Origin of the sequence: uncultured Jannaschia sp., assembly GCF_947494025.1 — a bacterium.
GTDB lineage: Bacteria > Pseudomonadota > Alphaproteobacteria > Rhodobacterales > Rhodobacteraceae > Jannaschia.
Genome location: NZ_CANLTQ010000024.1, coordinates 24,811 through 43,220 on the forward strand (window position 1 = coordinate 24,811; position 18,410 = coordinate 43,220).

An 18,410-nucleotide genomic window follows, 5' to 3' on the forward strand; every position below is an offset into this window, starting at 1 on the left:
GGTGAATGGTCTCAATGTCCGCCGCCCGCATCGCCGGCGAGCTCGACGCCGGCACCGGCCTCGCCCCCGCCCGCGCCGCCGCCGCCGCCGTAGATCGCGGCGTCGAGTCTGGCCGCGGCGCTCCAGAACCGCTGCTTGGCCTGGGCGGCATCGAGCTGGCTCGAAAGGCCGGCGCGGATGTCAATCAGCAGCTCGAACGTGCTGGTGATCATGCCGTTGTTGGCAAGCAGGGCCTGCTCGTCGATGATCGCGCGTAGCGGCAGAACCACGTCGCGGTACTGGCGCGCGACCGCGTAGCTGCCGCGATACTGGGTCTCGGCGTCGCGCGCCTCCGAACGCACGGCCACCGCGGCCTCCGCGAGCACGTTCGCGGCCTGAAGGTAGGACAACTCGGCCTTGCGTAGCCGGGCGCGTCCGCTGTCGAAGATCGGGATCGCGAACTCCAGCTCGACCTGCGGGGTCAGGCCCTGCTCGATCTCGCCGTCGCCATCGTCGACGGGCTCGCGCTCCAGCTCGACCCCGGTGATCACCTCGAGATCGGTCAGACGCCTCGTCGCATTCGTCAGTCCGTAGGCTCGGGCCGTTGCGGCAAGACCCAGCCGTGCCACCTCGAGATCGACCCGGTTGCGCAGCGCCGTGGCCTCGATACCGGCCGTCGATCGCAACCCGCCGGGCAGCGCCGGCAACGCGTCGGGGACGTAGTAGTCCACCTCGGTGCCGTAGAGCCCCATCAGCCGGGTGAGGTTCTCCTTTGCCGACGCCGCAGCAAGGCGGGCTTCGGCGGTCTGCGCGGCCAATTCGGCGTCGAAGACCTGCTCGCGCGCTTGGCCCGCGCGATTGAGCGCGCCCGTCCGGCCCAACTCCAGGGCCAGCTCCGAGGAGGCATCCGCGGCTTGCGCGGCCTGCGCCAGAAGGGCCACCGTCTCGAAGGCGGCGACGGCGTCGATCCAGGCGGTGCGGGTCGCGTAGGCGAGCGACAGTGTGTCGACGACGGCTTGCATCTGCGCGCGCTGGAACTCCGCCTGCGCGACGGCCACGCGGCGACGACGCGTCGGGGCGTCGAGGAGATTCACGGCGACGAGCGACTCGATCGCCCGAAACGCGCCCACCTCCGGCGCACCGATCCCGAGGACGCCCAGGGCGACCACCGGGTTCTCGGGCGTCGCTTGCTGCCAGACCTCGGCTGCCGACAGGCCGATTTCGGCGTAGGACGCCTGCAACCCGCGATTGTTGAGGAGCGCGACTTGCACGGCGGTGTCCGCCGAGATCGTGCGCTGATGCGTCAGTGCATGGACCTCGCGGCCGACCTGCTGCGCTTGCGCTGCGCTCTGGAGCAGGACCGAGCGGCGCCCCGTCGCGGCCTGCGTGCGGTCGGCCACAAGACGGAAGCCCGCGCCGGGGGCGGTGATGCCGGACGGCAGCGTCGTGGCGCAAGCGCCGAGCGCTAAAGGCAGCAATACGGCTGCCCGTTTGAGGAATACCATCAGCCGCGCTCCTGCGAACGGTTCAGTTCGCGCCAGTCGGCCGGTTCGACGACCGGGCGGGCCGTGTAGTTGCGGATCGGGTCCGCGTATCCGGTCCGGCGGGGCGCGACCGTGAGCGATGCCGGTTCCGTCAGGAATGTCGCGTCGGGCAGCACGGTGGCACCGCCGCAGGAAGCCAGCGCCAGGGGCGCCGCCCCGGCCAGAAGAAGTTTGTGTAGCATTGATCCGTCCTGCCCGTTCCGGGCCGACCCCATCCGAGCAGGGCCTCAAATCCGAAGTCAGGCCCGCATGCGGGCCGCGATCAGATCGTCAGGGATGGCGGACGGAGAAACTCGACTGTGCGATGGCGCGCGGTAACGGGATGATCGGACGGAGCGATTTCCCCGATGCGCGACTCGGGCGCGTCCGGCAGGATCAGAACCCCGAGTATGGTCGTCGAGGTACCCACGCAGCAGGAGCCATCGCCCATATCGTGGGTGGCACCATCGGCATTTGGGGGACACTTTTCCGTCGCGGTCAGATCATGACCGGAATCGCCATCGTCAGCCACGGCCATTGCCGCATGGTGATCGACCATTGCCGCGGCCGACACCGGCCCGGCCAGAGAGCCGAAGGCGAACAAGCCGACCAAGGCGAAGACCAAGGTCGTACGGATCGCATGGAAGAGAGCGGCGAGCGCGGGCATGCGAGGTGCGATATGAGCCTCGCTCCGGTCTGTCAATTCAGGAACTCGGGGTACCGCGCGGGAGGGTTAGTGGTTTTCCGCTCTGACGCGTCATTGTGTGGCATCGCGCCCACAGCAGCGTGCGCGCTCGCGGTAGAGCGCCGCGGGCGTGACGCCGACCGCATCGGTGATGCCTCGCCATCCGCCCGGTTCCGGCGCCGGGTTCAGGACGAGCCAGGCGTCTAGGCGATCGGAAAAGCGCCGCAGCCGCCGGATCTCCGCCCAGGTATGAGCGCGTTGCAACTCGAAGCGACCGCTCCGAGTAAGGCAAGGCACGCGTTGGGGCGATCCGCGAGCGCCGACAGGAAGGTCTTGCGGAAGAGCGAGGCGACGATCACGTCGTCCTGCACGACCGCCCCGCAATGATTGAACGATGCGGGCAGCAAAGCCTTCGCCACCAGCCCGCCCGCCCCGATGCGCGCGAGCAGGAGCCGCGCGCCGTCCGGCAAAACACGCTCGAGCAGGATCGTTCCTGCCCGGCAGAGATGCATCTCGTCGACGGGATCATCCCGGCGGAACAGTGTCGACCCATAGGGTGGCTGAAACTTGGCGCGCGGTCGAAGAGGATTTGCGAGGAAGACTTAATCGCGGCCAAACCAAGACGAGCGCCTACGGCCCCCCTTTCCTTCCAGCGCTGGCAAATCCCCATCTGCCCGTCGACGTAAGATACAGAAGACAGACATGATTCACCGTTTCGTACCTGCCGCCTTTGCCGCCGCCCTGCCGCTGCCTGGCGCGGCGCTCGCCGATACCGCGCTGGAAAGCAGCGTCCCGGCGGGGGCGAGATCGTCGCCGGCCCCGTCGAGCAGGTCGAGCTGAGCTTCGACGACGGCATCTGGCTAACCCGCGTCGAGGTCGAGGGGCCGGACGGCACGACCGAGTTCGATGTCGAGGCGGTCAAAAGGTCTGCATTCATCGCCCCCGTCGAACCGGGGCCGGGCGTCTACGAGTTGAGCTATATCGGGCTGGGGCCGGACGGCCATCCGATGAAGGGTGCTTTCGGCTTCGAGGTCGAGTGAGGCCATGGACGGTGTGACGCTGGCCCGGGTGGCGGCCAAAGCGCGGCCCTCGGCGGGGCCGAGGCCATGCTCTGGGCCGCATTCCTCGCGCCGGGGGAAGGGCGGCGGATCCGGCCGGTCGTCGCGGTGGCCGCCTTGGTCGGGCTCTCGCTGATCGCGCTGCGCCTCGGTCTGCGCGGCGCCGGCCTGACCGGGGACTGGGACGGGTTCACCGACACCGACATGATCGGGCTACTGCTTGAGACCTCCGTGGCGGCGGTGGCCGGATGGCGCGCGGCGGGCTTCGGCCTGCTCGCGGTCTGGGCGCTCGTCCCGCGGCTAGGCCATGCGCCGGGTCTCGCGGGCGCCGCGGCGCTGATCTGGTCCTTCACCGTGGTCGGTCACGTCTCGGAACTGCCGCGCGACTGGGCCACGGCGACGCTCGTGCATCTTGGGATGGTCGCGCTCTGGATGGCGGCGCTGCTGACGCTGCGCCGCTTGGCGCGCGCGGGCGACCCGGCCGCCGGGCCGGCGGCGGAACGCTTCGGCCGCGTCGCAATCTGGGCCGTCGCCGCGCTGGTGCTGGCGGGGCTGGCCTTGGGCTGGCGTCTGCTGGGCGGCGGGTTCGCGCCGCTGGTGACGACGGCCTATGGCTGGACGCTGCTGGCCAAGCTGGCAGTGGTGGCGGGGCTGTTGGGGCTCGCGGCGCTCAACAAGTTGCGCCTGTCGCCGGCGCTGGCCGCGGGCGATCCGACCGCCGGCCGACGCCTCGCACGCTCCATCGAGTGGGAGGTCGCGGCCGTGGCGGTCATCCTGACCCTGACGGCGGTGCTGACGATCGTGACGGCGCTGCCGACCGTTGCGTGACGGGGCTGCGCCGTCCCTTGACCCTCCGGCGCGGCAAGCCCCCACCTCGAAGCAAACCCCAAGCCGAAGAACCCCCATGCCCTTCCTTGCCGCCGGCCTGCTCGCCGGAACCGCCCAGGCGGATGTCTTCCTGCCCTCGGGCGACGCCGACAGCGTCCTGCACCTGAACGACGCGCTGGCGAACGTCAGCCGGGTCGATGGCGTTGAAAACCCGCACGGGCTCGCTGTGGCGCCCGGACGCGGGCTGCTGGTCACCGGCAGCCTGTCGCAGATGGCACGCGAGGACGCGGCGCAGATGGAGAAGCCGGCGGAGATGGACGCGGCCGCACACGACGCGCATCACGGCGGGGCCCCGGCCGGGACCGGAACGGTCAGCATCGTGACGCTGGCTAGCGTCGCCGACCGTGCGCCGGTGGCGCGCGTCGAGGTGTCCGGCATGGTCCACCATGTCGAGGTGGACGCGGCGGAGCGCTACGCGGTCGCGACCCATCCGGGGCTGGAGGGCGTGTCGGTCATCGACCTGGAGGATCTGTAGGTCCGCGGCCCCGTCCGCACCGGACCCGAACCGGAATACGCGGTGTTCGATCCCGAGGAAGACGTCTTCCTGGTCTCGAACGCCGGCAACGGCATGATCAGCCGTCTGGACGCCGCGCGCGGGATCGTTCTGTCGAACCTTTCGCTCGAGGGCGGGCCGAAGCACCTTGACCGCGCCCCGGACGGCACCGTCGCCGCGGGCCTGGCCGAGGAGGGGGCGGTGGCCCTGGTCGCGGACGACGCGGCCGCCGGCTCGCTGGAGATCGGCGGCACGCTGCACGGCGTCCGGATCGGCGCGGACGCGATCGCGGTCGCGGCGACGGAGCGCGATATGGTCGTGCGCGTCGACTGGGAGACCGACGAGCCGCTGGAGCGCTCGCCCGGGCCTGCGCCCTACCACGTGGCGCAGGGCGCGCCGGGCCTCCTGGTCAGCTCCTCGGCCGCGCCGCAGCTCTGGCGGCTGAACCCGGTGACGCCATAGACGACCCAACGGGTCGAGACCGACGGCATCGTCCACCAGATCCGCATCGCCGACATGGAGTGACGGCGCGGGGGGCGCGGCCCAATGGAGCCTGGTGGCCGTCGGCCGGGAGCCCGCCGGCCCGCGTCAGCGCGCCTCGCGCACCCTGGCGACCGCCTCCGCCAGCGTCCCGGCCTCCACGAGGCCGGGCAGCAGGGTCTCGCCCACGACGAAGGCCGGCGTGCCGGAAATGCCCAGGAGGTCGGCGAACCGCATGGATTCGGCGATGTAGGCCTCGACCTCCGGCGCCTCCATGTCCGCCGGCAGCCGCTCGACGTCGAGCCCGACCTCCTCGGCGGTCCTGAGCACGGAGCGCGCTCGGCCCGGCCCGACAGCCCCATGAGCGCCCAGTGAAACGGCTCGTAGAGGCACCGCTCGTGGGCCGCGAGCGCCGCGCGGGCGGCGAACACGCTGCCCTCGCCCAGGATTGGCCATTCGCGGCCAACGATCCTCACCCCCGGATGGTCAGCCATGAGCTCGGAGAGGATGGGCTTGGCGCGTCGGCAATAGGGACAGTTGTAGTCGAAGAACTCGACCACCGCGACGTCGCCGGCCGGGTCGCCCAGCACGGGCGCGTCGGCGAGCAGCGCCTCCCTCTCCGCGGCGACGGCGGAGCGGGCGGCCTCCTCGCGCGCCTGCAGGATGCCCACGGCCTCCATGACGATCTCGGGATTCTCGAGGATCGCCTCGAGGGCGAGGCGCTTGACCTCCTCCTCCGTCGTCTCGTCGGTGAGGGCGGGGGCGCCGGTCAGCGCGGCGACCAGGAGGAACGCGGCGGGCGGGCGAACGAGATGGGCATGATGCGGCCTCGAGCTGATGTCTGGGCGGGGCCAGGCGCCTCGGGGTTGCGCGACTGGCGTCCGGTGTTCGAGACGGGCCGCCGGACCCTCCTGTGCGGCAAGGTCAAGCGCCGCGTTCGCGGCGCGGGCCTCATTCCGCCGGGGCGACCGCCGATGCGCGGCGGGACGGCGCCGCGGGGACGGACGCCTCGCGCATCGGCGGCGACCAGCGGCGCAGGCGCAGCGCGTTGCCCAGTACGAAGACTGAACTGAGCGCCATCGCCCCGGCGGCGAGGATGGGCGAGAGCAGCAGGCCGAACGCGGGATAGAGGACGCCGGCGGCCACCGGCAGCAGCGCCGTGTTGTAGGCGAAGGCCCAGAACAGGTTCTGCCTGATGTTGTGGAGCGTCGCCTTCGACAGCGCGATGGCGTTCGGCACGCCCTTCAGCGAGTCCGACATCAGCACCACGTCCGCCGCCTCGATAGCCACGTCCGTGCCGGTGCCGATGGCGAGGCCCACGTCCGCCTCGGCCAGGGCGGGGGCGTCGTTGATGCCGTCGCCCACGAAGGCCAGGCGTCCATGCGCGGCCTTGAGCGTCTTCACCGCGTCTACCTTGCCGCCGGGCAGCACCTCGGCCACGACCTCGTCGATCCCCAGGCCCCGCGCGATGGCCTCCGCCGTGCGGCGGTTGTCGCCGGTGATCATCGCGACCTTCAGGCCCAGTTCATGCAGCGCTCGGATCGCTTCAGGCGTGGTCTCCTTGACCGGGTCGGCGACGGCGATCACGGCGGCGAGACGGCCATCGACGGCGGCATAAAGCGGCGTCTTACCCTCGTCGCCAAGCCGCGCAGCGGCGGCGGCGAAGATGGAGACGTCATGGCCGAGCGACGTCATGTAGCGGTCCGCGCCGACCTCGACGCGGCCCCCGTCGGCGAGGGCCGAGACGCCCATGCCGGTGATGCTCTCGAACGCGCGGGCCTCCGGTAGCGCCAACCCCTCGGCCTCGGCCGCCGCCACGACGGCGCGGGCGATCGGATGCTCCGAGAGCGCCTCGACGGCCGCGACGCGGGCCAGCACCTCCGCCCGGCCGAAGCCATCCGCGAGGCCGAGGTCGGTCAGGCGTGGCACGCCCTCGGTCAGCGTGCCGGTCTTGTCGAGTGCGACGACCCGCGCCTCCTTGAGAAGCTGCAGCGCCTCGCCGCGGCGGAAAAGCACGCCCATCTCCGCCCCGCGCCCGGTGCCCACCATGATCGAGGTCGGCGTGGCCAACCCCATGGCGCAGGGGCAGGCGCTGATCAGCACAGCCACCGCGTTGACAAGCCCGAAGGTCAACGCCGGCTCGGGGCCGAAGACGAACCAGACCCCGAAAGTCAGCGCCGCCAGCGCCATGACGGCGGGGACGAACCACATGGTCACGCGGTCCACCAGCGCCTGGATCGGCAGCTTGGAACCCTGCGCCTCCTCGACCATGCGGATGATCTGCGCCAGCATCGTGTCGCCGCCCACGGCGGTGGCGCGGAAGGACAGCGCGCCGGTCTGGTTGACGGTCCCGCCCACGATCGCAGCGCCGACGGCCTTGGCGACGGGAACGGGCTCGCCGGTGATCATGCTCTCGTCGATATAGCTGGAACCCTCGATCACCTCGCCGTCCACCGGCGCTCGCTCGCCCGGGCGCAATTCGACCATGTCGCCGGGGGCGACCTCGGCGACGGCGACCTCCACGAGCCGGCCGTCGCGGCGGACGCGCGCCGTCCTGGCCTGAAGCCCGACGAGCCGCTGGATCGCCATGGAGGTGCGCCCCCTGGCGCGCGCCTCCAGCCAGCGGCCCACCAGGATCAGCGTCGCGATCACGGCGGCGGCCTCGAAGTAAACGGCGACCGTCCCCTCGGGCAGCAGGCCTGGCGCGAAGAGCGCCACGACCGAGAACAGGTAGGCCGCGGAGGTGCCCACGGCGACGAGGCTGTTCATGTCCGGCGCGCCCTTGAGGAGCGCGGGGAAGCCCTTGGCGTAGAACCCGAGGCCCGGTCCGAAGAGCACCAGGCTCGTGAGGACGAACTGGATCAGCCAATTGGCCCGCATCCCGATCGTCGCCATGATGAGGTCGTGGACCCCGGGGATCAGGTGCGCGCCCATTTCCAGGACGGCGACGGGCAGCGTCAGCAGGCCGGCCGCAAGAACGCTCCGACGCAGCCGGCCAGCCTCCTCGTCACGCTTCGCGGAGGCCGCGTCCCGTGACCCCTGGTCCCGCGCGATCTCGCGCGCCGTGTATCCGGCGGCCCCGGCGGCCGCGATCAGCGCCGCCGGATCGGCCGTCCCGCGCACCGTCGCCCGCTCCGTCGCGAGGTTGACGCTGGCCTCCGTGACACCAGGCACCGCGGCGAGCGCCCGCTCGACCCGCCCCGTGCAGGACGCGCAGCTCATGCCCTCCACCGCCAGCTCGACGGTCGCGGCGGGCACGGCGTAGCCCGCCGCCTCGACGGCGCGCGCCAGCGCCGCCCGGTCGGCCGTCCCGTGCACCGTCGCGCGTTCCGTGGCGAGGTTGACGCTCGCCTCCACGACGCCCGGAACGGCCTGCAGGGTTCGTTCGACGCGGCCGACGCAGGAGGCGCAGGACATCCCTTCGACGGGAAAGGTATGCGTGAGCGGGGCAGGGGCTAGCATCAGCGCGTTTCCTCGGTCGGGCTTCGGTCGACAGAAGAGATGGGGCTTCCTCCCGCTGGAAGGTCAAGGGCCGATGTCCCGAACTTGAGATCACCTGGCATCGGGCCTACTTTCCGGTTATGGTACTGTTTCGGGCCCTCTGCTACCTGCTCGTTGCCGCCGTGCTGGCGGCCGGCCTGTTCGGCGCCGGTCTAGCCTCCGTCGCGCATGCTCATGGGCCTGACGAGGTCCGATCCGAACAGGGCCTTTCCGTCGTGACCGCTGGCGCCATGAACGAATGCTGCCAGAACACGAGCGACCGGGGGGCATCCTGCACGAGCGTCATGGGCGTCGCGCCCGACGCGCCGGAGCTTTCCCCCTCATTGGGATTCGCCACGACGATCGCGTTTCGGCCGATCGACTTGTCCGACGGCCGCGAACCTCACGACCTTCTCGATCCGCCGCGAACGGCCTGACGGCGCGCCCCGGTGGCGCGCCGACATCCGTCGCGCCCGAACGGCGCGCCACGGACCATCGCGCCAATGGAACCGAGGAACCTGTCATGCCATCCCACTTGCCGTCTCTCCTCCGCGGGGGGCCGTTATGAACATCGGAGAAGCCGCCGAGCGGACCGGCGTCCCCCCGAAGACGATCCGCTACTACGAGGATATCGGGCTCGTCACGCCGAGCCGGTCCTGCAACGGATACCGGGCCTTCTCGATGCGGGACGTCCACAAACTGAACTTCCTGGGCCGCACCCGGGCGCTCGGCTTCTCGATCGAGGATTGCCGCGCGTTGCTCGCGCTATGGAACGACGAGACGCGGTCCAGCGCCGAGGTCAAGCGGCTCGCCCAAGACCACCTCGCCGCGATCGAGGCGAAGATCACCGCCCTGCGGGAGATGCGCGACACGCTCACGCAGCTGGTCGAGTCCTGCGCCGGCGACGACCGGCCGGACTGCCCGATCATCGAGTCGCTGAGCGCGCGCGACGACGCCCATGCCTGAGCATGGGCATGGGGGCACGGTGGCCATATCGCCGAAAGAGGCCGTGCCCTCGCGATCTCCACGTAGCTGACGGGGATCTACTTCCTGATCGAGCCCGCCGTCGGCCTCTGGATCGGTTCGGTCGCCGTCCTGTCGGACGCGCTGCACACCTTTTCGGCCGTGGGCGGGGTGCTAGTCGCCTTGGTCGCGGCCCGGATCGCGCGGCGCCCGGCGAACACGGCCTATAGTTTCGGCCACAGGCTCGCCGAGGTGATCGGTGCGCTCGTCGACGGCGCGTTACTGCTGGGCATGGCGGCCCTGGTGATCGTCATGGGGGCGATGCGCCTCGGACAGCCGGTCGCCTTCCCTACGGCGCCAATGCCGTGGGTCGTGGCGGCCGGACTGGTCACGGAGGGCGTCTCGCTCGTGCTGCTCTGGCGGCAGCAGAAGACCGACCTCAACGTGCGCGGGGCCTATTGGCAGATCCTGCAGACCTTCGTCGGCAGCCTGATCATTGTCGCGACGGTCGTGATCCGGTTTACCGGCTCCCTCGCGATCGACCCGCTTCTGGGCATGGCCTTCGGCCTCGACCTCGTCCTTCTCCGGGCCGGCTGGAGCATCCTGCGCGAGTCCCTGTGCATCCTGATGGATGCGACCCCACCGGGGATGGATCTGCCTGCGGTCGTGGCGAAGCTGGGACAGATCGACGGAGTCCGCGAGGTGTACCATGCCCATGCCTGGCGGCTCTCGGACGGGTGCGACCTCTTCACGGCTTCACGGCGCATCTTGTTCCGGAGCGGAGAGCGAGCCGGTCCGACCTGCTCGACGCGGCGCATCGTCTCCTCGCGGAGGCCGGCTTCGGGTTCTCGACGCTGCAGGTCGAGGAACGCGATGCCCCGGCGAACCCGGCGCTGGAGCTGGATGTCGTTCCGGACGGCAGCTCCTGAGGCCGTCGGAACCTTCCAGCGCTGGACATGCGTTCGATGCTCAATCGAGGGGCGAGCGCCGCGCCTCGGAACTTGTGTGACGGAGGATACAATGGCCGACGAGCCGATGCATTCGACCGATGCGGAGACCCATGGGACGTCCGAGAAGAGCGGCCCGAACTGGAAGATGTACGCCAACCTCCTGGCGATGGTGACCACGTCGACCGTGGTCATGTACTTCTTCATGTACTGGAACATCTATCGCTGGACCGACTTCTGGCTGTCGGAGACGCGGGCCTACATGTCGATGCTGATGTTCGGCACGATGTTGGCGATCATGCTCTCCTTCATGATCTTCATGTACAAGACGCGGTGGCTGAATCTGACGCTCTACGGCCTCTCCCTGGCCCTCTTCGCCCTCGGGCTGTGGCTCGTGCGCTCGCAGATCACCGTGCAGGACGAGAGCTGGATGAAGTCCATGATCCCGCACCACTCCATCGCCATCATGGTCTCCGAGCGGGCGACGATCACGGACCCGCGCGCGCGCAGGCTCGCCGACGAGATCATCGCCGCGCAGGAGAAGGAGATCGCGGAGATGGAATACCTCATCCGCCAGATCCGCGAGAACGGCGAAGTGGGCGACGACTATCCGATCGGCGCGCCCGAGGGGCCGACCCCCGTGGCGGCCTCGGTTGCCGAGGCGCTGTCGCGCCCGGCGCTCGCGGGCGTGGATGTGGGCGGGATGACCGACGAGGAGGTCGCGCAGGTCGTGCCCGACGCAGTCTGCGCCTTCCGCTTCTCCGAAGGGCAGCAGACGCTGGTCGCGGTGAACACCGCGGGAGAAGGCGTGATGAAGATCACCGGACAACTCGTGCCCGTCGCCTTGGCCGAGGGCGAGCTCTCGACGTCGCCCGTCCTCGCCGCCGAGGGCGTACGCCTCGCGGTCGTGCCGCAGGAGGGCGGGGAGGGCAGCGACCTGATCTTCGATCTGCAGACCGAGCCGGCGCTGCGCGTCGGCTATGGCGGCGTCTACATCTGCACCTGAGGAGGCTCGACCATGCCGAAGGATACTGCCAAAGAACAGAAGCGCGCCACTATCTACCGGATGGACATGCCGGGCCACACCTGCCCCTACGGGCTGAAGTCCGTCGACCTGCTGAAGCGCGAGGGCTTCGAGGTCGACGACAACCTGCTGACATCGCGCGAGGAGACGGACGCCTTCAAGGAGAGGCACGACGTCGAGACCACGCCGCAGACCTGGATCGGCGACGAACGGGTCGGCGGCTACGACGACCTGCAGGTGCACCTCGGCAAGAAGAAGCCCGAGGAGGAGCGGTCCGACACCTCCTACCAGCCGGTGATCGCGTTGTTCGCGGTTGGCGCGGCGCTGGCGGTGGCCTTCACTTGGTTCACCTTCGGCACGCTGCTGACGTGGCAGACGCTAGCCTGGTTCATCTCCATCTCGATGGTCCTGCTCGGCCTGCAGAAGCTCAAGGACATCGAGAGCTTCTCGACGATGTTCCTCAACTACGACCTGCTGGGAAAGCGTTGGGTGCGCTATTCCTACGCCTATCCCTGGATCGAGACGGGCGCGGGCCTGCTGATGACCGCAATGGTCTGGCACTGGCTGTCGGTGCCCTCCGCGCTGTTCATCGGGACGGTGGGCGCCGCCTCCGTGTTTAAGGCCGTCTACGTCGACAAGCGCGAGCTCAAATGCGCCTGCGTGGGCGGCGACAGCAAGGTGCCGCTGGGCTTCGTCTCGCTCACTGAGAACCTGATGATGGTCGCGATGGCGATCTGGATGGGCTGGCGGGCGCTGATCTGAGGGGCGGGGTACGTCGCCCCGTCAGCCGATGGTGAGGGTTCCGTCTTCGGCCAGCGCGTAGGGCGGGATGTGCAGGTTTTCGGGCGCCGGCCCCCTCCGGATGCGGCCCGCCGCGTCGTAATGCGAGCCGTGGCAGGGGCAGAACCAGCCGCCGAAATCTCCGGCGCCGTCGCCCAAGGGCACGCATCCCAGATGCGTGCACACCCCGATCTGCACCAGAATGGTCTCCCGGTCCGGCACCGCCCGATTGGCGTCCACGGCCAGCGCGTCCTCGGGCAGGTTGGCGTTGCGGGCGAAGGGGTCGGGAAGGTCGGTCACTTCCTCGGCCAGAGCCGCCGCGACCTCGGCCGGCGTCCTGTTGCGGATGAAGACCGGCTTGCCCTGCCACATGACCGTGAGCTGCGTCCCCGGTTCCACCCCAGAGATGTCGACCTGGATCGACAGCAGCGCCAGCACGTCCGCGGACGGGTTCATCTGATCGACGAGGGGCCACAGGGCCGCCCCGGCCACCACCGCGCCGGCACCGGCTGTCGCATAGTAGAGGAAGTCCCGCCGCGTGGCCTGCGGGGTTCCATCGGCATCGCCATCCATCCTCGTCCTCCTCGCTTGACCCGCGGCCTGTCTGGAAGCCGCCTTTGCGGACCGGAAACCAGCTTCCTCCGGGGTAAGGTCAAGCCTTCCATCAGATGCGGCCGCCTCTTCCCTTCCAGCGCGGGACCTCGCGTAGCGGTCGGCCCAAGGCATCGACCTGGAGGCGGCGGCTCGCATGGACATTTCGCTTTCGCAGCCCCAGGCCGCGAGCCGTCATGCACGCTACCCCGCCGTAGACGTCCTGCGCGGCTGGGCCATCATCGGTGTCGTGCTGTTCCACGTCGTCTGGGATCTGGCCTTCCTCGGCATGATCCCCGCGCAGTGGGCGGTGCACCCGGCATGGATCGCGTTCGGACGGACGGTCGCGGCGACCTTCATGCTGCTGGTCGGCGTCAGCCTCGCGCTGGCGGCGCGCGGCGGCCTGGACCCTGGGGCGTTCGGCGCGCGGCTGGCGAAGATCGCCGCCGCCGCCCTGACGATCACACTGGCGACGCGCCTCACGATGCCCGGCGCATACGTCTATTTCGGCATCCTCCATGCCATCGTGGTGGCCAGCCTGATCGGGGCGGCGTTCCTGCGCGCGCCTTCCATCGTCGCGTTCCTGCTGGGCGGCGCGATCGTCGCCTTCGGCCTGGCCTGGACGGATCCCGCCTTCGACGCCCGGCTGGTGGCCTGGATCGGCTTCGCCGCCGTCCCGTCGCCTTCCGTCGATTTCGCGCCGGTCTTCCCATGGGCGGGATTCACCCTGATCGGCCTCGCCGTCACCCGCGCGGCGCTGCATCGGGGCTGGCTGGATCGACTGCCGAGACCGGAGGGGCGCCTCGCGCGCGGGATGGCGCTGACCGGACGCCGGACCCTCACCATCTACCTGCTTCACCAGCCGATCCTTCTCGCGATCCTTTATCCGGTCGTCATGCTGGCGGGGTGACCGCTGCGCCGCATCAGGCGCGGGGCAGGTCCGGACCGGCCCGATTCCGCTGCGGTCGCGGCCCCCGCACGGCGCGCAGGACGAGCCAGAGCCCGGCCGCGATCATCGGCAGCGAGAGGATCTGCCCCATCGTCAGGCCGGCCTGCCCCAGTTGCAGCGCGTAGCCCAGCGGGTTTCCCGGTCCGGCGAACTGGGCGTCCGGCTGGCGCACGAGCTCGACCAATGCGCGGGCCGTGCCGTAGCCCATGAGGAACGCGCCCGTCAGAAGGCCGGGGCGCGCGAAGGCACCGCGGCGCCATGCCAGCCATACAAGCACCGCGCCGAGCAAGGCCCCCTCCAGCAGCGCCTCGTAGAGCTGCGAGGGGTGCCGGGCGCACAACCCGACGACGCCCGCGCAGTCCTGCGCGGCCGCGCCGGGAAAGATCACCGCCCAGGGCAGGTCGGTCGGACGGCCCCACAACTCGGCGTTCACAAAGTTGGCGAGCCGGCCGAGGAAGAGCCCGATCGGCGTCGCCAGCGCGAGAAGGTCGGACAGCGGCAGCAGCGGCACGCGGTGGCGCAGGTGGAATAGCACCAGCGCGGCCGCGACGCCGAGCATCCCGCCATGGAAGGACATGCCCCCCTGCCAGACCATCAGGATCTCAGCCGGGTTGAGGAGGTAGTAGGTCGGCTGATAGAACAGCACGAAGCCGAGCCGCCCACCCAGGATCACACCGAGCACGATCCAGGTCGCCAGATCCTCCAGCCGCGCGGGCGCGAGCGGCGGGCCGTCCGCCCCCCAGAGGCGCGGCGTCAGCACCGCCCGGCGGCACAGCCACCATCCCAGCAGGATGCCGGTGATGTAGGCCATCGCGTACCAGCGCAGGGCGAAGGTGAAGGACCCGACCTGGATCGAGAAGATGTCGGGCCCGATCTCGGGGAAGAGGAGGGCGAGCGGTGTCATGGAACCTTTGGAAACTGGGATCGGGGTGGTCGACAGGACCGCCCTTCGTCGCGGCGGCCCCTGCGGCCCTGCTCCGCTGTAAGGTCAAGCGCCGATGCGTCACGAGGCCGTGAACTGGCTACTGCCGATCACGCCTTGACCCTCCCCCTTGGAGCCCCCGACCTGCCCGTCCGGGACGGTGGGGGACCATGATGCCCGAACTCGGCCATTTCGCCCTGATTTTGACGCTCATGCTCGCGCTGGTGCTGCGCGCGCTGGACGGGGGTTGAGGCGCGGCTAGTCCGCCGCCCCCGGCCCACCCGCGACCCGCGTCCCCGAAGCGGTGGTCAGCGCCTCTATCACCGCCCCCGGCGTCAGCACCTCGGAGAGCGCGATCCCCTCCGGCGCGGCCGGGCCGTAGACGATGTTGAACGGGATGCCGAAGCGCCCGTTCGCCTCCAGAAAGGCGGCGATGCGCGGATCGGGACGCGTCCAGTCGGCCTGCATCGCCACAACCGAGGGCGCGGCGAGCGCATCGACCACAGGCGCCCGCTCCAGCACCAGCGACTTGTTGGCGATGCAGGTCAGGCACCAGTCCGCGGTCACGTCGACGAAAACGGCATGGCCCTCGCTCACGTGCCGGGCGATGTCGGCGCGGGCGAACGGGACCCAGGCGATCACCTCGTCCTGCGCGGCCGCGCGCGCCTCGGGCCGCATCACCGCCGGCAGGGTGACCATCGCCGCCGCCAGCCCAAGCGCGGCCGCCGTGGCCCAGCCCCGCCGTGCCAGCCGCGCGCGCATCAGGCCCATCGCCGCGATCACCCCGGTCAGAACGGCCGCCACCGTCCAGGCCAGCGCCTCGGACTGGACCCCGGCCAGCACCCAGAGCAGCCAGGCCGCCGTCCCCGCCAGCATCAGACCCAGCACGGCCTTGACGACCAGCATCCAGCGACCCGGCCGGGGCAGGGCAGCCACGAGGTCCGGCCGCGCCGCCACGATCAGGTAGGGCAGGGCGAGGCCCAGCCCCATCGCGGTGAAGATCGCCACGACCTCGAAGGACGAGCCGGTCAGCGCAAAGGCCACCGCCGTCCCCAGCAGCGGGGCCGAGCAGGGCGTGGCCAGCACCGCCGCGAAGGCCCCGGTGGCGAAGTCCCCGGCATGGCCGCGCCCGCCCCCCGCCGCGAGCCGGGTGGCGAGGCCCGAGGGAAGCGCGATGTCGAACAGGCCGAAGAAGGAGGCCGCGAAGAGTCCCAGCACCAGGACGAGGAGGACGAGGAAGTAGGGGTTCTGGAACTGCGTCCCCCAGCCGATCGCGTAGCCCAAGGCTTGCAGCCCGATCACCGCGCCCGCCAGCGCCAGCATGAAGGCCAGCGTTCCGGCCGCCGTCGCGAGGAACCCCGTCCGGACCCGCCGCCGGGACACCTGGGCGGCGTTCAGCGCGGAGGAGAGCTTGACCGACAGGACCGGCAGGACGCAGGGCATCGCGTTGAGGATCAGCCCCCCGCCGAAGGCCAGCGCGAGGATCCAGGCCAGCGCCGACCAGGGCCTCGCCGCGCCTTCGACGGCGTAGGGCGGCGGGGGCGGCGAGGCGGCGACCGTCACGTTCTCAAAGGTCGTGGCATCCGGGCCGTCGGTGACCGTCAGGGTCAGCGGTGCGGCCGGATCTGACAGCGCCAGCACCGGCAGCGAGGCCCAGAGCGTGCGGCCGTCCGCCGACACGCGGATGTCGGGCCCGCCGAAGGCGGTGCCTTGGCCCATCTCGGGAAAGACATCCGGGGCCCGCCAGCCTGACGTCCGGTCCAGCGCGACGGTCAGCGCCCCGCCGACGGGGGGCAGGGCGGCGGCGCGCAGCGTCATGTCCGACGCCTCGGGCGAGGCGGGCACGCGCGCGGCCCATTCGGCGACCCTTGCGGCCGAGGCCTGGTCGATGCCCGTCCCCGCGGGGACATCGAGCGCGAGGTCGAACTGCAGCGGCACACAGATGTCGGAGCAGGCCAGCATCGAGACGGCGGCGCGCAGGCGGGCGGGCTCTCCCGGCTCCGCGAGCGTGACGCGGATCGGGTGGACGACCTTGTCGGCATATCCGAAATTCTCGATGCCGAAGGCGCGGAAGCGCATGGGCGCGGGCCATTGGAACTCCGCCGCGGCGACGTTCTTCGAGCCCTGCCAGTCTACCTCGGGCGGCAGCCCGACCTCGCCGGGGGAGCGCCAGTAGGTCTTCCACCCCTCCGCGATGTCGAGGGCGAGACCGGCCGAAATGCTGCCCGCGTCGGGCCCGGTCCCGTCCTCGACGGTGACGAGCCGCGCCGTGAGCGCGGGCGACTCGAAGACCTCCGACACGGCGGCGACGGCTGGGCTGCCGAACGTGGAAAGGCACAGGACAAAGGACAGGGCGATCCGAGTCAGGCTAATCATGCGCAGGCCTCTATGGGGCCGTCGGCCCGTTCGCGCTCGATCAGGCTTCGGAGCCGCGCCTCGCCGATCTCGCCCTGCACGACCGTGCGACCGACCACCAGCGCGGGCGTGCCGACGAAGGCGAAGATGTCCGCAAGGGCGCTACTTTCTCGCAGCTCGCGCCGAACGTCCTCGCTTGCCATATCGGTGAGCAGGCGTGCGCCGTCCACGCCGATGTCCTCGGCCAGCACCTCGAGATATTCCGGAGTCGTCCCGAACGGCGTGCGCATCAGGTGCTTGTGGAACGCCACGTAGGCCCCCTGGCGCTTGGCGGCGAGCGCCGCCTGCGCGGCCATCGTCGAGGCCTCGCCCAGCAGGGGAAGCTCGTGCCACGCAATCCGGACGCCGCCTTCGGACGCCGCCTCGATCTTCGACAGCCGGATCGTCAGCGCCCGGCAATATGGACAGTTGTAGTCCGAGAAGGAGGCCACCCGGACCACCCCCGGCTCGGTCTCGGAGCCGTAGAGCGTCTCGCAGATCCGGCGCTCGACCCGCTCAACGGTCGCGGTCATCTCGGGGTCGGGGGCGTCGTCGAGCCCCATGAACAGATCGAATCCGGAGGAGCTGTCCCCGCCCGCAATCCTGCGGAAGCCAGCGGGTCGCTCGATCGGCTCGAAGTCGAAATCCCCGGTGAACAGCCCGGCCACCGCCGGCGGCCCGAACCTCAGCGCCGCGTAGCCTCCCGCGATCGCCAACCCCCCGATCAGCAGGTTCCGTCTTGATTGCGGCACCACATTCCTCCTTCGCCCATCAGCCCGCCGGTGCGGCCTTCCAGCGCCGCAGGGTTCAGTCACGATTCTGCGAAGGCGCGAGGCCTCCCGCGGCCCTTCGTATTCGTGGCGTCCCGCGGAACCTCTACAGGGAACGGCGGCCTGGTGGATGGCCATTCGACGCGGCTCGATAGAGGAAAAGGGGACGACGGGCCATGAAGATCACGAAAGCGGCTCGGATGCACGGCGATGGCGACCGGATGCACGGGGCGGCGCTGCATTTCGGATGCGCCGCGGCCGCCGGATCGGCGGCGTTGCTGGGGGGCCGCGTATCTCTACCAGCTGGCGGGCCAGCCCCCTGCACCATGTGCATCTGGGGGCCGTTGAAGAATGCACTATCAGCGGCCTGTAATTGCGTCGTCTCCACCGAAAGGTGTTCCAGACTATCTGAACGCTGGATTCCGGCGATAATTCAGGTGAGGCGCGGATTGGCCTCGCCCGGGCGGCATTCTGTGCGATCAGG

Annotated in this window: 17 protein-coding genes and 2 pseudogenes; 8 read left to right on the forward strand and 11 right to left on the reverse strand. The window is 70.4% G+C overall.

What is annotated here, in order from left to right; genetic code table 11:
- Nucleotides 1–11 precede the first annotated feature (11 nt).
- The 4 genes from Q1B08_RS17230 to Q1B08_RS17245 all read right to left on the reverse strand — a co-directional run bounded on the left by Q1B08_RS17230 (nucleotide 12) and on the right by Q1B08_RS17245 (nucleotide 2,729).
- Nucleotides 12–1,484, reverse strand: coding sequence for a TolC family protein (locus Q1B08_RS17230; protein ID WP_299821622.1), 1,473 nt, complete (start codon nucleotides 1,482–1,484; stop codon nucleotides 12–14).
- Nucleotides 1,484–1,705, reverse strand: a complete 222-nt coding sequence (locus Q1B08_RS17235; RefSeq protein ID WP_299821624.1) for a hypothetical protein — start codon at nucleotides 1,703–1,705, stop codon at nucleotides 1,484–1,486. Before Q1B08_RS17235 ends, Q1B08_RS17230 begins: the two co-directional genes overlap by 1 nt.
- An 80-nt stretch (nucleotides 1,706–1,785) precedes the next feature.
- Nucleotides 1,786–2,169, reverse strand: a complete 384-nt coding sequence (locus Q1B08_RS17240; protein ID WP_299821626.1) for a hypothetical protein — start codon at nucleotides 2,167–2,169, stop codon at nucleotides 1,786–1,788.
- 221 nt (nucleotides 2,170–2,390) lie between these two features.
- Nucleotides 2,391–2,729 carry a cyclic nucleotide-binding domain-containing protein gene (locus Q1B08_RS17245; protein WP_299821655.1) on the reverse strand — a complete coding sequence of 113 codons (339 nt, stop codon included), beginning with the start codon at nucleotides 2,727–2,729 and terminating at the stop codon, nucleotides 2,391–2,393.
- Nucleotides 2,730–2,984: 255 nt separating this feature from the next.
- On the opposite strand from Q1B08_RS17245, the pseudogene Q1B08_RS22085 reads away from it, so the two are divergent.
- The 4 genes and pseudogenes from Q1B08_RS22085 to Q1B08_RS17260 all read left to right on the forward strand — a co-directional run.
- Nucleotides 2,985–3,227, forward strand: a pseudogene (locus Q1B08_RS22085) (copper resistance protein CopC); the annotation flags it as partial.
- 66 nt (nucleotides 3,228–3,293) lie between these two features.
- The gene (locus Q1B08_RS17250) at nucleotides 3,294–4,073 is read left to right on the forward strand and encodes a CopD family protein (protein WP_299821628.1); all 780 of its coding nucleotides are present in this window, start codon (nucleotides 3,294–3,296) and stop codon (nucleotides 4,071–4,073) included.
- A 76-nt stretch (nucleotides 4,074–4,149) separates the two neighbouring features.
- Complete coding sequence (locus tag Q1B08_RS17255) at nucleotides 4,150–4,608, forward strand: hypothetical protein (RefSeq protein WP_299821630.1); 459 nt, start codon at nucleotides 4,150–4,152, stop codon at nucleotides 4,606–4,608.
- Between the two features lie 42 nt (nucleotides 4,609–4,650).
- A complete protein-coding gene (locus tag Q1B08_RS17260) occupies nucleotides 4,651–5,088 on the forward strand; it encodes a hypothetical protein (protein WP_299821632.1) in 438 nt (145 codons plus the stop codon).
- A gap of 126 nt (nucleotides 5,089–5,214) precedes the next feature.
- Here the strand turns inward: Q1B08_RS17260 and Q1B08_RS22090 are convergent, their stop codons facing one another.
- From Q1B08_RS22090 to Q1B08_RS17270, 3 genes and pseudogenes are all read right to left on the reverse strand, one after another.
- Nucleotides 5,215–5,436, reverse strand: a complete 222-nt coding sequence (locus Q1B08_RS22090; protein WP_366140043.1) for a DsbA family protein — start codon at nucleotides 5,434–5,436, stop codon at nucleotides 5,215–5,217.
- Between the two features lie 125 nt (nucleotides 5,437–5,561).
- Nucleotides 5,562–5,786, reverse strand: a pseudogene (locus tag Q1B08_RS22095) (DsbA family protein); the annotation flags it as partial.
- Nucleotides 5,787–6,057: 271 nt separating this feature from the next.
- A complete protein-coding gene (locus Q1B08_RS17270; RefSeq protein ID WP_299821634.1) occupies nucleotides 6,058–8,568 on the reverse strand; it encodes a heavy metal translocating P-type ATPase in 2,511 nt (836 codons plus the stop codon).
- Nucleotides 8,569–9,150: 582 nt separating this feature from the next.
- Here Q1B08_RS17270 and cueR point away from each other — a divergent pair.
- The 3 genes from cueR (at nucleotide 9,151) to Q1B08_RS17285 (ending at nucleotide 12,282) form a co-directional block, all read left to right on the forward strand.
- Nucleotides 9,151–9,552 (forward strand): Cu(I)-responsive transcriptional regulator, encoded by a 402-nt coding sequence (gene cueR / locus Q1B08_RS17275; RefSeq protein WP_299821636.1) that lies wholly within the window; start codon nucleotides 9,151–9,153, stop codon nucleotides 9,550–9,552.
- A gap of 129 nt (nucleotides 9,553–9,681) precedes the next feature.
- Nucleotides 9,682–11,502 carry a cation diffusion facilitator family transporter gene (locus Q1B08_RS17280; protein WP_299821657.1) on the forward strand — a complete coding sequence of 607 codons (1,821 nt, stop codon included), beginning with the start codon at nucleotides 9,682–9,684 and terminating at the stop codon, nucleotides 11,500–11,502.
- A 12-nt stretch (nucleotides 11,503–11,514) separates the two neighbouring features.
- Nucleotides 11,515–12,282, forward strand: coding sequence for a glutaredoxin (locus Q1B08_RS17285; RefSeq protein WP_299821638.1), 768 nt, complete (start codon nucleotides 11,515–11,517; stop codon nucleotides 12,280–12,282).
- A gap of 21 nt (nucleotides 12,283–12,303) precedes the next feature.
- On the opposite strand, the gene petA is transcribed toward Q1B08_RS17285, so the two are convergent.
- On the reverse strand, nucleotides 12,304–12,873 hold the full coding sequence (gene petA, locus Q1B08_RS17290) for a ubiquinol-cytochrome c reductase iron-sulfur subunit (protein WP_299821640.1): 570 nt from the start codon (nucleotides 12,871–12,873) through the stop codon (nucleotides 12,304–12,306).
- A gap of 175 nt (nucleotides 12,874–13,048) precedes the next feature.
- Between petA and Q1B08_RS17295 the strand changes: the two genes are divergently transcribed.
- Nucleotides 13,049–13,801 (forward strand): heparan-alpha-glucosaminide N-acetyltransferase, encoded by a 753-nt coding sequence (locus Q1B08_RS17295; protein WP_299821642.1) that lies wholly within the window; start codon nucleotides 13,049–13,051, stop codon nucleotides 13,799–13,801.
- 13 nt (nucleotides 13,802–13,814) lie between these two features.
- On the opposite strand, the gene lgt is transcribed toward Q1B08_RS17295, so the two are convergent.
- From lgt to Q1B08_RS17310, 3 genes are all read right to left on the reverse strand, one after another.
- Complete coding sequence (gene lgt / locus Q1B08_RS17300) at nucleotides 13,815–14,744, reverse strand: prolipoprotein diacylglyceryl transferase (RefSeq protein WP_299821644.1); 930 nt, start codon at nucleotides 14,742–14,744, stop codon at nucleotides 13,815–13,817.
- A gap of 276 nt (nucleotides 14,745–15,020) precedes the next feature.
- Nucleotides 15,021–17,138, reverse strand: a complete 2,118-nt coding sequence (locus tag Q1B08_RS17305) for a protein-disulfide reductase DsbD domain-containing protein (RefSeq protein WP_299821646.1) — start codon at nucleotides 17,136–17,138, stop codon at nucleotides 15,021–15,023.
- Complete coding sequence (locus Q1B08_RS17310; protein ID WP_299821648.1) at nucleotides 17,135–17,908, reverse strand: DsbA family protein; 774 nt, start codon at nucleotides 17,906–17,908, stop codon at nucleotides 17,135–17,137. The genes Q1B08_RS17305 and Q1B08_RS17310 overlap by 4 nt, the downstream gene beginning before the upstream one ends.
- Nucleotides 17,909–18,410 lie beyond the last annotated feature (502 nt).

Coding starts and splice junctions, on each gene's coding strand:
- Q1B08_RS17230 (WP_299821622.1), bottom strand. CDS start 1,484: ATGGTATTCCTCAAACGGGCAGCCGTATTGCTGCCTTTAGCGCTCGGC.
- Q1B08_RS17235 (WP_299821624.1), bottom strand. CDS start 1,705: ATGCTACACAAACTTCTTCTGGCCGGGGCGGCGCCCCTGGCGCTGGCT.
- Q1B08_RS17240 (WP_299821626.1), bottom strand. CDS start 2,169: ATGCCCGCGCTCGCCGCTCTCTTCCATGCGATCCGTACGACCTTGGTC.
- Q1B08_RS17250 (WP_299821628.1), top strand. CDS start 3,294: ATGCTCTGGGCCGCATTCCTCGCGCCGGGGGAAGGGCGGCGGATCCGG.
- Q1B08_RS17255 (WP_299821630.1), top strand. CDS start 4,150: ATGCCCTTCCTTGCCGCCGGCCTGCTCGCCGGAACCGCCCAGGCGGAT.
- Q1B08_RS17270 (WP_299821634.1), bottom strand. CDS start 8,568: ATGCTAGCCCCTGCCCCGCTCACGCATACCTTTCCCGTCGAAGGGATG.
- cueR (WP_299821636.1), top strand. CDS start 9,151: ATGAACATCGGAGAAGCCGCCGAGCGGACCGGCGTCCCCCCGAAGACG.
- Q1B08_RS17285 (WP_299821638.1), top strand. CDS start 11,515: ATGCCGAAGGATACTGCCAAAGAACAGAAGCGCGCCACTATCTACCGG.
- petA (WP_299821640.1), bottom strand. CDS start 12,873: ATGGATGGCGATGCCGATGGAACCCCGCAGGCCACGCGGCGGGACTTC.
- Q1B08_RS17295 (WP_299821642.1), top strand. CDS start 13,049: ATGGACATTTCGCTTTCGCAGCCCCAGGCCGCGAGCCGTCATGCACGC.
- lgt (WP_299821644.1), bottom strand. CDS start 14,744: ATGACACCGCTCGCCCTCCTCTTCCCCGAGATCGGGCCCGACATCTTC.
- Q1B08_RS17305 (WP_299821646.1), bottom strand. CDS start 17,138: ATGATTAGCCTGACTCGGATCGCCCTGTCCTTTGTCCTGTGCCTTTCC.